Origin of the sequence: Chryseobacterium sp. SC28, from assembly GCF_003932955.1 — a bacterium.
Classification (GTDB): domain Bacteria; phylum Bacteroidota; class Bacteroidia; order Flavobacteriales; family Weeksellaceae; genus Epilithonimonas.
This window is the reverse complement of record NZ_QOVY01000005.1, coordinates 41,302-54,788: the sequence shown is the minus strand read 5'-3', so window position 1 is coordinate 54,788 and position 13,487 is coordinate 41,302. Positions and strand designations below refer to the sequence as shown.

Annotated in this window: 12 protein-coding genes; all 12 read left to right on the top strand. The window is 38.7% G+C overall.

All coding sequences use genetic code 11. The annotated features are described in order from the left end of the window. Positions 1-180 precede the first annotated feature (180 nt). The 12 genes from pheT (at position 181) to DTW91_RS04545 (ending at position 13,487) form a co-directional block, all read left to right on the top strand. The gene (gene pheT, locus DTW91_RS04600; RefSeq protein WP_125202223.1) at positions 181-2,580 is read left to right on the top strand and encodes a phenylalanine--tRNA ligase subunit beta; all 2,400 of its coding nucleotides are present in this window, start codon (positions 181-183) and stop codon (positions 2,578-2,580) included. 338 nt (positions 2,581-2,918) lie between these two features. Further along, positions 2,919-4,169, top strand: a complete 1,251-nt coding sequence (locus DTW91_RS04595) for a site-specific integrase (RefSeq protein ID WP_125202222.1) — start codon at positions 2,919-2,921, stop codon at positions 4,167-4,169. Positions 4,170-4,799: 630 nt separating this feature from the next. Then, on the top strand, positions 4,800-5,177 hold the full coding sequence (locus DTW91_RS04590) for a single-stranded DNA-binding protein (protein WP_125202221.1): 378 nt from the start codon (positions 4,800-4,802) through the stop codon (positions 5,175-5,177). 34 nt (positions 5,178-5,211) lie between these two features. Beyond that, entirely contained in the window at positions 5,212-6,285 is a 1,074-nt protein-coding gene (locus DTW91_RS04585; protein ID WP_125202220.1) for a DUF932 domain-containing protein, read from the top strand. A gap of 52 nt (positions 6,286-6,337) precedes the next feature. Next, positions 6,338-6,862: a PRTRC system protein E gene (locus DTW91_RS04580; RefSeq protein ID WP_125202219.1), complete on the top strand. Its 525-nt coding sequence runs from the start codon at positions 6,338-6,340 to the stop codon at positions 6,860-6,862. A gap of 30 nt (positions 6,863-6,892) precedes the next feature. Continuing rightward, positions 6,893-7,111: a PRTRC system protein C gene (locus tag DTW91_RS04575; protein ID WP_125202218.1), complete on the top strand. Its 219-nt coding sequence runs from the start codon at positions 6,893-6,895 to the stop codon at positions 7,109-7,111. Positions 7,112-7,128: 17 nt separating this feature from the next. After that, positions 7,129-8,283: a hypothetical protein gene (locus DTW91_RS04570; RefSeq protein ID WP_094280377.1), complete on the top strand. Its 1,155-nt coding sequence runs from the start codon at positions 7,129-7,131 to the stop codon at positions 8,281-8,283. 10 nt (positions 8,284-8,293) lie between these two features. Further along, positions 8,294-9,007, top strand: a complete 714-nt coding sequence (locus tag DTW91_RS04565; RefSeq protein WP_125202217.1) for a PRTRC system protein B — start codon at positions 8,294-8,296, stop codon at positions 9,005-9,007. Further along, complete coding sequence (locus DTW91_RS04560; RefSeq protein WP_125202216.1) at positions 9,007-9,813, top strand: PRTRC system ThiF family protein; 807 nt, start codon at positions 9,007-9,009, stop codon at positions 9,811-9,813. The genes DTW91_RS04565 and DTW91_RS04560 overlap by 1 nt, the downstream gene beginning before the upstream one ends. Positions 9,814-10,207: 394 nt before the next feature. Next, positions 10,208-10,516, top strand: a complete 309-nt coding sequence (locus DTW91_RS04555; protein WP_002993154.1) for a helix-turn-helix domain-containing protein — start codon at positions 10,208-10,210, stop codon at positions 10,514-10,516. A 23-nt stretch (positions 10,517-10,539) separates the two neighbouring features. After that, complete coding sequence (locus tag DTW91_RS04550) at positions 10,540-12,042, top strand: SMEK domain-containing protein (RefSeq protein ID WP_125202215.1); 1,503 nt, start codon at positions 10,540-10,542, stop codon at positions 12,040-12,042. Then, the gene (locus tag DTW91_RS04545; protein ID WP_002993156.1) at positions 12,039-13,487 is read left to right on the top strand and encodes an argonaute/piwi family protein; all 1,449 of its coding nucleotides are present in this window, start codon (positions 12,039-12,041) and stop codon (positions 13,485-13,487) included. The genes DTW91_RS04550 and DTW91_RS04545 overlap by 4 nt, the downstream gene beginning before the upstream one ends.

Here is a 13,487-nt window from a genome sequence, read left to right as displayed (position 1 = left end):
CAGCTTAATCCGCTTTCCAATAAAATGAAATTTTGCCATTGCGTAGGAAAATAAATACATTGAAATTCTAACGGCGCCTGTAAAATCTATTTTAAGTTTACGCCTTTGTGAGACTTAAAAAATCAAAATAAATAAAAAATACTTTGTGCGCTTTGCGTTCAAATTTAAAAAATTCAAAAAATGAAAATCTCAAATAATTGGCTTAAGGATTACATCAAAACTGAACTTTCTTCGGAGAAAATCAGCGCTTATCTTACAGACATCGGTCTGGAAGTAGAAGGCGTGGATCAATTCGAAAGCGTAAAAGGCAGCCTTGGAGGCATCGTAGTCGGTAAAATCCTGACTTGCGAAAAACATCCAAATGCAGATAAACTCAGCAAAACAACCGTTGACGTTGGAGCCGGCAAGGTGTTGGAAATCGTCTGCGGTGCGCCAAATGTTGCTGCCGGACAAACCGTTCCCGTTGCATTGGTCGGAACCAAGATGTATGCAAAAGACGGAACGTCCTTCGATATCAAAAAAGCTAAAATCCGTGGCGAAGTTTCCGAAGGAATGATCTGCGCCGAAGACGAACTGGGCTTGAGCAACGATCACAGCGGAATTATGGTCTTGGATCCTGAAAAATTTGAAATTGGGAAAAATTTTGCCGATTATTTTGAATTGACGAACGATGAGGTTTACGAAATCGGATTGACACCAAACAGGACCGACGCGATGTCGCATTACGGCGTGGCCAGAGACTTGCACGCTTTCTTGGTTTCTAATAATTTAAAATCAGAATTTACAAAAATAGAATCCAAAATTCTGAACATCGAGGGATCACACGATTTCAAATTGGAAGTCGAAAACTCGGAACTCACGCCAAGATATCTGGGAGCCATCATCGAAAACGTACAAGTGAAACCCTCTCCGGATTGGTTGAAAGCAAGATTAAAAGCAATAGGACTTTCGCCAATTAATAATGTTGTAGATATTACCAATTACATCCTTCACGGCCTTGGGCAGCCGCTTCACGCTTTTGACGCCGACAAAATCTTGGGTAAAAAAGTGAAAGTCGGAACCGTAAAAGAAGGCACGAAATTCAAAACCTTAGACGGCGTCGAAAGAACTATGAACGGTTCCGAGATCATCATCAAAGACGGCCAGGACAATCCAATGTGCATCGGCGGCGTTTTTGGCGGCCTCGAAAGCGGCGTTTCTTCGGAAACCAAAACCATATTTCTGGAAAGCGCTTATTTCAATCCGGTGGCGATCAGAAAAGCGTCCAAATATCACGGATTGAACACCGATGCCTCGTTCCGTTTCGAAAGAGGTGTAGATCCGAACAACGCCAGAACGGCTTTGACCCACGCCATCACCTTCCTACAGGAATTGGCCGGAGGAAAACTGGTAGGCGAGATTTTGGAAAGCTATCCCGAAAAAATAAAAGACCATTACGTGGTTCTCAGATATTCGAAAATTGATCAAATTATCGGCACAAAAATTCATCGCGAAAAGATCAAAGAAATCCTGAAATCTCTTGAAATTACGATTCTTAACGAGATCCAAAACGGATTGGAACTCTCAGTCCCTGTTTACAGAGCGGATGTGACAAGAGAAATCGATGTGATCGAAGAAATTCTTAGAATCTACGGTTATAACAAAATTGAAGCACCAAAGAAAATTTCGTTCACGCCGGTAAAACTGGATTTCGAAGATCAAGATGCGCTGGAAAACGCTTGGGCAAGGACTTTGCAGGCCAACGGTTTCCACGAAGTGATGAACAATTCCTTGACTTCTGTGAAAGACGAAACCGACGCCGTGAAACTGCTCAATCCACTGAGCAACGATTTGGCATTTATGAGAAATTCTTTGTTAGAAGGCCTTTTGGAAAATGCCATCTTCAACATTAACCGAAAATCTCCAGACCTTAAGTTTTTTGAACTTGGAAAAGTTTATCATAAAAAAACAAAGTACCAAGAAAGAAAACAAATGGCGATTTTGACCACCGGCAGAGAGCTTCCAGAAAATTGGCTTCAGCCCAAAAGCGCCACAGATTTCTACCATTTGAAAGCTTACGTCAAAATTCTTTTGGAAAAACTGAATCTCGATCTCCACGAATCCGCTTTGGAAGACGACCGTTTTTCCGACGCGTTGGAAATCGCAGCAGAAGGCAAAACGCTGGCAAGACTTGGCAAAGTTTCCCCACAATTGTTGAAGGATTTCGACATCAGTCAGGAGGTTTTCTACGCAGAAATCGAGTTGGAAAATTGCCAAGCGCTCCGAACCAAAGATAATCTGAAATTCGTGGATATTCCGAAATTCAACAAAATAAGAAGAGATCTTGCATTGTTGGTTGACAAGACGATTTCCTACTCAGAATTATACGAAGTGGCGAAGAAAAACAAATCCCCTTTCCTCAAAAAAATCAACCTTTTCGATGTTTACGAAGGCCAGAATCTCCCCGAAGGCAAGAAATCTTATGCCTTAAGTTTCGAACTCCTGAACGAAGAAAAAACTCTGGAAGAAAAAGAGATTTCCGAAGTGATGACCTCGCTCATCAAATCCTTCGAAAAAGAACTGAAAGCCGAGCTGAGATAGCATCGCACACGTTCACCAATTATTTTTTTGAGGAGCTATTTCCCGCTTTCCGTTGCAATCTTTTTCTTTTTTTTGCAAAAAAAGATTAGAAGAAAGCAAAAATAAGCAAAATGGTTAAGACCATTCATATACAGTAGTTTATAAAACGTGAGGGAAAATTTGGGAGTAGGTGTCCGACAGGTTTTGAGCTTAAAATGACAAGGTTAGGTTACTAAATCGTTACTGACTATAATCCAATCGGCAACGGCATAATACGTTATATTTCAGTCATTTGCACTTGTTTTCATATCCCCTTGTAACTCAATAAAATTTAATTTTAAAAGTTAAACAATTGAGTTATGGAACAAGAGAAAAGATCCACGTTCAAACTGCTTTTCTACCTAAAGAAGAATGAACCTAAGAAGAACGGAAACGTGCCTGTTATGGGACGTATCACTATTGACGGAATACCAAAATCCTTTAGTACCAAACTGGACATCAACCCCAATAATTGGGATTTAAAGCACGGAAGAGTTTTAGGTAAAAGTGCCCAGGCCCTGGGTACCAATGTCAAATTGGACAATATTCGGGTGCGTATCAACAAGATTTACGATGATATGCTCAAGGATGAAGGCTTTGCAACTGCACAAAAAGTAAAGCTGTCCTTTTTAGGGGTTGGTGTAATGGATGATGCCATTCTTAAAGTATTTAAAGACCAGAATGAGGATTTTGAAAGGATGGTCAGCAAAGGAAAACGTTCTCAGAATACTTACAATAAATACAAGACTGTATACAACCATCTTAATGAATTTATCAAGGAACGCTATCACAGGGAAGATTTGGCATTTCGGGAACTTACCTCAGACTTTATCCGCGAGTTCGATTTCTTTCTACGAATAGATAAAGAATGTACACATAATACGGTTTGGGTTTATACCATGCCGGTTATTGCTTTGGCTGATCTTGCGATTAAAAAAGGCCTTATACGCCAAAACCCTTTTGAAGATTACGAAATCAGTATGGAAGAAACTGATCGCAGCTATCTTTTAAAGGAGAATGTAGAAAAGCTAATGCTTCTAAAACCGTCGAAGGACAAATATGAATTTGTAAAAGATATTTTCATTTTCAGTTGCTTTACAGGGCTTTCTTATATTGATATTCAAAAGCTGAAATGGAGCAACATACAGTCATTTTTTGATGGACACCAATGGATCATCAGCAGAAGAAAAAAATCAGATGTTGCGTCAAACGTCCGCCTATTGGAAATTCCGAAGCGTATAATTGAAAAATACAGGGGAGTTACACGTAGTGATTATGTTTTTCCGGTTCCTTCCAATGCTACCTGCAATAGCCATGTAAAGAAAATGATAGAAGAAGCAGAAATTGTTACAGAACAGAAAGTAACCTTTCATACTGCACGCCACACCTTTGCTACTATGTTCCTGACCGAAGGTGTTCCACTTGAAAGCCTTAGCAAAATGATGGGACATAAAAATATTTCTACCACACAGATTTACGCCAAGATTACAAGTCAAAAAATCAGCAAGGATATGGATTTGGTGGCTCCTAAATTTAAGGAGATTGAAGACGCATTTTTGACAGTCTTATAATTAACTTCTATCAATAACGAGCAGAACTTATCGGTTCTGCTTTTTTTATGCCCATACTTTTTGTAGCCAAAGCACATTTACTTTCCTATTCCCCTACTGTAAAAGAGCTTTTCGGCTACTCCTGGAACAGAAGATTAAAAAATATTGCCAACATCTTCTCCCATACAAAATAATTTTTTAATCCTCCGTAAGTGTGGCTCTAATAGCCACACAGCTTTGAAAAAGTGTTTTAAAAATTCAGCGAATTGGAAGTGTTATTTCAATTCACTGTAAACCATTTCTCAATGCCATCTTCTTGGCTTCCACATTCATTTTATCCAAAGACCCGTATGCTTTTTTGTCCCATTTCAAGAGCAAAGGTATTTCCGTGTTCTTAACGCATCACAAAGGTCAGGCAAGTTTGGAAAATAATCTCCACCCTTTGGGTAGTATTTTTTTCCAAAACCTTGGAGCTGCTAAACACGAACCTTTTATGCTCGTGAAACGAAACATAGCATACTCCGGCTCTTTAAACGAATAAAAAAATGTCAGACAGAAAGATTAAAAACATTGGAAATGGTAATGAAACGAAACAGCACCTCCTCTCATTGCCGAATAAATCTAAAAAATAATAACTAAAAATTAAAGAATATGAACATCACAGGAAGACTGACAAGAGATGCGGAAGTACGCACAACGTCACAGGACAAACAAGTAGTAAACTTTTCGATAGCGACCAACGACAGCTACCGTAACAAACAGGGCGAACGCATAGAGCAAACAACCTACTTCGACTGCTCATACTGGATAAGCCCCAACGTAGCGAAGATACTCACCAAAGGCACATTGGTAGAGCTGACAGGCAGGGTAAGTGCAAGGGCGTGGACTGGCAATGATGGAGAAGCACACGCAGGTCTGAATTTCCATACGTCAAACATCAAACTGCACGGAGGGGGCAAGAAATCAGAAACCGCACAAACTACCACAGAAACGAGCAACAACAAGGCTGAGGAAGACCTCCCATTTTAACAACAAATATTTCAAACATTTAAAATCATTTATCATGGCACATAATATCAATTTCAACGAGAGAACAGGACGTTATTCATTCTTTAGCGTACAACAAAAAGCGTGGCACGGTTTAGGGCAAATCGTGGAGCAATACCCAACAAGCGAGGAAGCTATCAAATACGCAGGGTTAGATTATGAGGTAGTAAAATCCCCACTGCTTACAAAAGGTTCGGGGATTATCGAAACTACCAATGGAATAGAGATAGGCAGTACTGAATTAGAAGTACCTAACTATTTCGCCAACATACGCACCGATAATAATGCAGTATTGGGAGTAGTCGGCAAGGATTACCACATTGTACAAAACCGTGAAGCCTTTAATTTCTTTGATGCCATTGTAGGCGGTGGCGAGGGCATTCTGTACGAAACCGCAGGAGCATTAGGCAACGGAGAACGCATTTTCATCACAGCCAAACTGCCCGACTATATTCGTGTGGGTAATGGCGATGATGTTACGGAAAAGTACATTTTCTTAACCACTTCGCACGATGGTAGCGGAAGTATCACAGCCGCATTTACACCAATCCGTATTGTTTGCCAAAACACCTTAAACGCTTCATTACGCAATATGACCAATGTTGTTCGTATCAAGCACACTTCGGGAGCAAAACAACGTATCGAAAACGCTCACAAGATTATGGGACTTGCCAACACATTGAGCAACCAATTAGAGGGGATTTTCAACGAATGGGCAAAAGTAAAGGTAACAGACCGAGAGGTTAAAAAGCTAATCCAATTGGCACTTTGCCCGAATAAGGAAACGCTTGACCTACTCAAAAAAGGTGCAGAAGATGAAATCTCCACCGTATTCAAAAACACCGTTGAAGATGCTTTTGCGTATGCGATGATAAGCGACACCCAACAAATGGACACTACTAAAGGCACATTGTTCGGAGCGTATAATGCGGTTACTGGCTACTATCAGAACGTAAGAAAGTACAAAGACGATGAAGCCAAGTTACAGAGTATTGTACTGGGTGGAACTGCTCAACTCAAGTCACAGAAAGCATTTGAATTGTGTAATGGCTTTGCATTAGACGGAGCAGAAATCTTTAATCTTAATTAAATAACAACAGGCTACCGCTTTAGTCGGTGGTAGCCTTACAAATTTCAGAACTATGAACGCAAATTTTTTCAATCAGATAGCACAGTTGGACTTTACAGGAGTTTTACAACTAAACATAGCCAAAGGAGCAGAAAGCAACCTAATTGTATCAGTAATACTCAACAACGAGCAATGCGGAGATAACGCCAAAAACCTCATTCCTCCATTGACATTTAACGCCACACCACAGGAGTTTGACGAGGGATTTTTTCAGCAGATAACCACACCTATACAAAAGGCTTCGGGCTTAATGGTGGATATGGAAGTATTTATGAAGCAATTGGAAGAAGCTAAAAAACAATCAGCAATGGAGAAAGAAAAAACAGAGAAAGAGAAAAAAGATAAGGAAACCAAAGACAAGAAGTATAAAGACGGTATGGCAAAGGCTGACGAACTGGAGAAAGACGGCAAATTCCGTGATGCGTGGATGAAAGTACCCGATATAACGGAGTTCCCCGAAAAAGCGGACGAAATCCGTAAACGCAAAACGGAATTATCGGAGAAGTTTTCAACACCGAGCCTTTTCGGAGCAGAGTAAACCAATTGTTTAACACTTAAAACGAACATTATGTTATTAGCAACGCAATTAGAGAGGGTATTTATACTCAACGATAAAGGACAACAAATTAAACTGACCGACCCCGAACCAAAATGGAGCGTGGAAGCCGTAATGAATTTCTATGCAAATTCTTATCCGATACTGACCACTGCCAAAGTATCTGCCCCTGTTATCCGTGACGATACAATACAGTACCGATTTGAGAGTGTAATGGGAACGAAAGGTTAAACCAAAAATCAAAAAAAATGAATTATGCAACGCAATATCATATCGGGCATCATCAAAACCCTACAGCAACCGAAACAGAAGACTTTGCACAAACAGTTGGGCGAGTTCGCAGATTGGATGCAAAGACCAAAGAACGCAGACGAAATAAGAAAAGACAAAATGAAATCGGTACCGATAACGGTACTACCAATGGTTTTCTAAAATGCTCATTTCTGCCTAAACTGCAAGAAGCACAAACCGTACAGGCTTGTGGAAAATCGGAAAAGACGGAAAGGGATTTTTATCAGTCCCTTTCCAAATTGGCAGGGCATTACGGTATACAACCTATGCAGTCCAGGCAGTACGGCTATCCCTACAATATCGCTTTAGCTTTGGATTCCACAGAGGAACAGTTAAGAAAGAAGTTTCGTGATTGGGAAGAACTCCGTTTGATACAGGATAGTAAGAAAACGTATTTCGTAAGTGAAGAACGGTACAGTACAGGTGCAACCCTGTATTACATTCCCGTAGTGCCATTGTACCGACTATCTAAGCATCCCAATCGCAAGCAAGCCGTACAGCTATTGCAATCCGTGTGTGCGTACCTATACCACATTGCAGATGTTCCTTACTATCGACAGGAAAACAGTTATCTGTATTGGATGTATGAAATGGTAACAGAGTGGATTGTAAGCGATGACGAGAATGAGGACACGACAACGTATTTAAGCGAGATTAGGCAATCAGAACAGATAGGCGAACGTATGGAGCAGAAAATTTACAACAAGCACAATTTGAGCCGATTTGCAGTCCGTTTAAACTCCTTTAAAATCAAAGACAGCTTTGACCAAGATTGCTACAAACTGGCAAGTGAAGCCTTTGCCTTGTATGAACAATACCCGAATGCTACCATAAACCGTAATGCCCTGCCAAGCGGAGAAGCAAGCGAAGAAGATATGGAAAATAGTATAGGTGTGGAAAAGTACGTTTCGTTCTGTGCCGATGCAAAAGGTATTTTGTTTCAAACACTTTTTGAGAGCGTGAACACCGAGTTGCAAGAATACGGACAAATGGAAGAACCCACCATTGTGAAAAGGTTTGATGGTAGTGATATTACTGCAAATACCCTTGAATTTGAAAACCGTGTTTTTGCCTTAATTGAGGAATTGATATACATACTGAATAACTTTTAGATACTCTAAAATGAAAGATATAACACAAAACTTTGGAACGCTTTACCACCCTTTATCGGCTTTGGTTTTTTACCAAACCAAAGGAAGTAATAGAACCACCTATGTAGAGCATTTTGATATGGATAGGAACGGTAATCCAATCAACGCCCATCCTTTGACCGAGAGAGAAGCTAAAGAATTGGCAAAAGCACTCAATACGGAAAAGGAAAAGAGCAAGGCATTTTTAAAATCTAACGGCATTCTGCCTACCAACGTCCTGCACATTAATCCGAGTGAAAACGGTACGGTACTTTGGTACACCAAAGCACGAAAAGTCAAAATGTTCTTTACTGAAAGTCTTGAAATACCAAACGGTACGGCGAAAGTACCTGCAATGCTTTGGTATGCAAGCAAGCAGAGCCTTATTGTTTTTGCACTTGAAAAAGACAGCAGACCTACCGAGAAAACCGCATTGTTTCACGCTCCGTTTTTCAATGTTTACGAGGACGGACACGTATGTATGGGGACTGTAGATATCAATATCAAAAATTCCGCTTCGGTTGAAGAATTTATGCAAGCGTGGGAAAGCTACTTCTTTAACAGCTATTTCAGCCACTTGGTAAACGAACACAACCCCATAAAAGGAAATTGTGTAAGCCTTTGGAAAGACCTCATCGGCACAGACAAAGCCTTTCCTAAAGATGTATTGAAAAAGACAAACAAGACCATAAAAACGATATTGTAATGAGCAAAGAAATTTTAAAAGTCCATTTTACGGACAGCGATTTGATAAATCCTACCAATCCCATAACGGTAAACGTAATCGGTGCAGGTGGTACAGGCTCAAAAGTAATGACTGCCTTGCTTGAGATGAACCACAGCCTAAACGAGTTAGGACACGCAGGGTTGTTTATTCGTCTTTGGGATGATGATGTAATTACCCAAGCCAATTTAGGAAGACAGCGTTTTGCAGAAAGTGAGGTCGGTTTGTACAAATCTGTTGCTATCATTAACCGTATAAATCGCTTCTCAGGTACGAACTGGAAAGCGGAAGCAAGGAAATTTGAAAAAGACAATAGCGACAGTTTCTCCGAAAATGCAGGAGCAAGTATTTATATTTCCTGTGTGGATAGCGTAAAAGCAAGATTTGAAATTGCGGAAATATTAAGTGAATTGAGCAATGGAAGACCCTATTCCAACCGCCCACGTTATTGGTTGGACTTCGGCAACAGTCAACATACAGGACAAGTTTTACTATCTACCATAGGAAAAATTCGCCAACCCAATTCAGAGAAATATGAAACGGTGGCAAGCCTGCCAATGGTTACGGATGAATTTGGCGAACTGCTTAAACAATCCGAACTGGAAGACGATACACCGAGCTGTTCACTTGCCGAAGCGTTGGAAAAGCAGGACTTGTATATCAATTCCTCATTGGTTCAGATGGGTTGTTCACTGTTATGGGGTATGTTTAAAAATGGTTTGACACCATACAGGGGATTTTTTCACAACCTGAAAGATTTCCGAACCCATCCTATAAAAGTCGCCTGATTGGAAAATCGGGCGGCAAAAAGACACTCCCTCCCGATGGTCGGGACAGTCTTTTTGCATAAATCGGAGCAACCTCTTTGGCAAAATGGGATGCCTACCCACCATTCATTCCGGCACATTTTACCAAACAGGTTGCGACATTATTTGAGGGATGTTCATTATCCCTTTTGTTGTTTTAGGGAACTTCTTTTCTTGCCACATTGGCGACCAAAGAAAAGAAGCAAAAGAACGCCGCATTATTTACCGCCACACAGTTATTAATTTTATCAGATAATTACCTTGAAGAGCCACAATAACTGGTTAATAATATATTGCCTGCTCAATGCGATTAATAGTTAAAGGAATAACGTATATTTGACATTATTTGTCAAGTAGAATATTTCAAATACACAAAATGGATTATAAAAAAACAGTTGGAGAAATATTACGTGCTAAACGAGAGGAGAAAGGGCTTCTCTTAAGGCAAGTTGCTGCTTTGCTCGAAATGGATACAGCAATTCTGAGTAAAATTGAAAGAGGGCAAAGAAATATCAATAAGGAACAGGTTTTTAAACTCGCAGATATTTTGGGCATAGAACGAGAAGAATTACTTATTCAATACCTCAGTGAAAAAATTGCAATTGAGCTAAAAGACGAATCGTTGGCGGATAAAACTCTTAGAGTTGCCGAAAAGAAGATAAAGTATATGTCACAAACTAAATAATAAACCTCGAAATATTTCAAAAATTGAACAGGATTGAATACATCAACAAGATCACTACTTGTGCAGCGAGATTTGTCCACGAAGTGGAAGGGTTTAATGCAATAGGAAATTATCATATTAATATCCATGCAGAGAATTTTTTGGTACCGTTATTAAATGAGGTTTTCGGGTTGGAACTTGAAAATCTTAATTATACAAAAAAGAAAAATTTTCCAGCAATTGATCTGGCCGACTTTAAGAATAGGGTGGCTTTTCAAATTACGTCAACATCTTCTCTTGATAAAATTAGGACTACGCTCGAAACATTCTCAAAGTATGACCTACAAAATGAGTTTGATGTACTCTACTTATATATTCTCACAGAAAAGAAGCCGCAATACAATGATGCAAAACTGAAAGATGTAATACCCGATAGTTTTGGGTTTGAGTCAAGTGACCATATTATAGACAAGGACGTTATTCTTCAGAAAATAAATGCTATAAGCTCAACGCCCAAAATTCAAGCGATTTCTAAATTATACGAGCATGAGTTTTCGGATATACAGATTGAACAGCGCCAGCTTAAGTTCGAAAATGGATACTTGAATAACGAGCCAGAAGATATTTCGCCTAACATGGTTAAAATATCATTTCCGAAGGTTTTGTATAAGGCAGAATTGTTTATTAATGAAGAAGCTATCCTCGAAAATCTAAACGATTATTTGGAGAGTATTGGAAAAAGGAAAGTGAAAAAGTTGAAGCCAAACACACTGGTCAAAAAGGCTTTAAAACAAAATAAAGTATATTTTGAAGATTGGATTTTACATGAAAAGTGTATTTATACTTTTCGGGATTTATCTAAAAACAACGAACCATTGAGAAAAATTATAGATGCTGGCACAATAACTACTTTGGATTGTAAAGACTTCTACGAACAAGATGAAGCGAGTAACAGAGTATTCAAAAACCTTTTAAGAAAATCTCTGATCCAACTTTGCTATTATAAAGGAATAGAATTCTTCCCGCCAAGAGGAATTTTCAGATTTGCCAATTCAAGACCTCCTAAAGCAAAGCAAATTAGATGGAAGGGTAAAAAAGAGTCTACCAAGACAGTAATATTCGAAATGACAAATAAGAAGGAGGGGCACATAATCTGTTATAGACACTTAGCATTCAAAGCATCTTTTTTAAATTTTGAAATAGATTGGTATTTGGTCATAAATCCAACATGGAGCTTTACAAATCCGGGTGGATATAGGGAAAGTCGATTTGAATCAGCATATATGGCAGGAATAAAACGACTTGAGAATAACAATTCTGTTTACAATTACTTTAGATTCTTTGCGTACTACTTATCTTATACGGACCTGTTTGTTACTGAATATCCATACCTGCAGACCTCGAAAAATGAGCCATTAAGTTTATCTCCCAGCCTAGATGAACAAAAATGGATACCCGTTAAAATCGTTGAAGAAACATCTGAGTTTACTCCAACGGAAATAAGCCTTGATAACGAATTAACCAACTCAATTTTTTCTGATCAATGAAATTAAGATATATAGAAGAACCATCATTACAATTTGGCTTAGGACATCAGATTTGTCCTAAAAGTGGCATTTACAATTTTAATCCATTTGATATTGATCAAGTTAGACCTGAAAAAATCACCATTGGAGTAGTTGGAAAATCTGACAGTGTTGATGCAGTTTTAGAATGGATAGAATCATGCAAAACCCATATTGATGGAAAACAAAGTAAAACCCCACATCCCAACCTTTTTCTAAATTTTTGCGGTTTCAATAAAAGTATAGGCTTTAAGTGCGAGATCAATTATGATGATACATACCTAAGAAAGTTAAATAACTCTGATTTAGAGAAAATCGTCAAGAAAAGCAACTCCCTGGAAACGATAATTGCAGAAATTACAGAACTCTATTTAGCTGAAATCAAATTCTTATCTAAAAACAAAAAACCAGATGTAATTCTTTGCGCTTTGCCTGAAAATTTAATGAAACATATTACCGAAGCTAAGGCAAAAGCTTCTGGTGAAGATGAAGAAGAAACTGAAGTTCATGAACGTGATTTTGATGAAGATGAGGTTTCTTCAAAAGAACAGAATTTCAGGAGAAATCTTAAAGCAAAGGCAATGCAATATAATGTGCCTATCCAAATCATTAGGGATAGAGTTGCAAAACCAACTAAAGAGATGCAAGATCCTGCAACGGTTGCTTGGAATTTTTTTACAGCATTATACTATAAAGCTTCAGGAACGCCTTGGGCATTGATCAGAAAAGACACTGCTGAAACTACTTGTTATGCCGGTATAAGCTTCTTTAAAAGTAGAGATAGAAGCTCAACACAAACAAGTATTGCCCAAATATTTAATGAGTTAGGGAAAGGTGTCATTTTAAGAGGTGAGGAAATTACTTTGAAAAAAAACGATAGAACACCACATCTAAGTGAAGAACAAGCATTCAATCTTCTAAAGCAGTCCCTAACTGAATATTATGAAGCCGTAAAAATTTTTCCGAAAAGACTAGTAATCCATAAGACCTCTAACTTCAGTGAAGATGAAGTTTACGGGTTTACCCAAGCAGCTCGTGATTTGCATATAAATCAAGTTGACTTAGTTTCTATACAAACATCTGATTTAAGATTATACAGGAATGGCAATTATCCGCCGATGAGGGGAACACATTTCGCTATGAGTTATAAACACCACTTGCTATATACAAGAGGATCTGTGCCGTACTACGAAACGTATCCAGGTAGATATATCCCTCGAGCCATTGAAATAAAATTAGCACAACATGATGAATCTCCAAACATCATTTGCGATGAAATCCTTGCATTAACCAAAATGAATTGGAATAATACACAATTTGATAGGCAGATGCCTATTACAATTGAATGTGCGAGAAATGTTGGAGAAATATTAAAATATTTGAACCAAGAAGATAGTATGCAGCTTAAATACAGCTTTTATATGTAG

What these genes read in the sequence shown, in the direction of transcription:
- pheT (WP_125202223.1), top strand. Translation starts at nt 181, where the DNA reads ATGAAAATCTCAAATAATTGGCTTAAGGATTACATCAAAACTGAACTT.
- DTW91_RS04595 (WP_125202222.1), top strand. Translation starts at nt 2,919, where the DNA reads ATGGAACAAGAGAAAAGATCCACGTTCAAACTGCTTTTCTACCTAAAG.
- DTW91_RS04590 (WP_125202221.1), top strand. Translation starts at nt 4,800, where the DNA reads ATGAACATCACAGGAAGACTGACAAGAGATGCGGAAGTACGCACAACG.
- DTW91_RS04585 (WP_125202220.1), top strand. Translation starts at nt 5,212, where the DNA reads ATGGCACATAATATCAATTTCAACGAGAGAACAGGACGTTATTCATTC.
- DTW91_RS04580 (WP_125202219.1), top strand. Translation starts at nt 6,338, where the DNA reads ATGAACGCAAATTTTTTCAATCAGATAGCACAGTTGGACTTTACAGGA.
- DTW91_RS04575 (WP_125202218.1), top strand. Translation starts at nt 6,893, where the DNA reads ATGTTATTAGCAACGCAATTAGAGAGGGTATTTATACTCAACGATAAA.
- DTW91_RS04570 (WP_094280377.1), top strand. Translation starts at nt 7,129, where the DNA reads ATGAATTATGCAACGCAATATCATATCGGGCATCATCAAAACCCTACA.
- DTW91_RS04565 (WP_125202217.1), top strand. Translation starts at nt 8,294, where the DNA reads ATGAAAGATATAACACAAAACTTTGGAACGCTTTACCACCCTTTATCG.
- DTW91_RS04560 (WP_125202216.1), top strand. Translation starts at nt 9,007, where the DNA reads ATGAGCAAAGAAATTTTAAAAGTCCATTTTACGGACAGCGATTTGATA.
- DTW91_RS04555 (WP_002993154.1), top strand. Translation starts at nt 10,208, where the DNA reads ATGGATTATAAAAAAACAGTTGGAGAAATATTACGTGCTAAACGAGAG.
- DTW91_RS04545 (WP_002993156.1), top strand. Translation starts at nt 12,039, where the DNA reads ATGAAATTAAGATATATAGAAGAACCATCATTACAATTTGGCTTAGGA.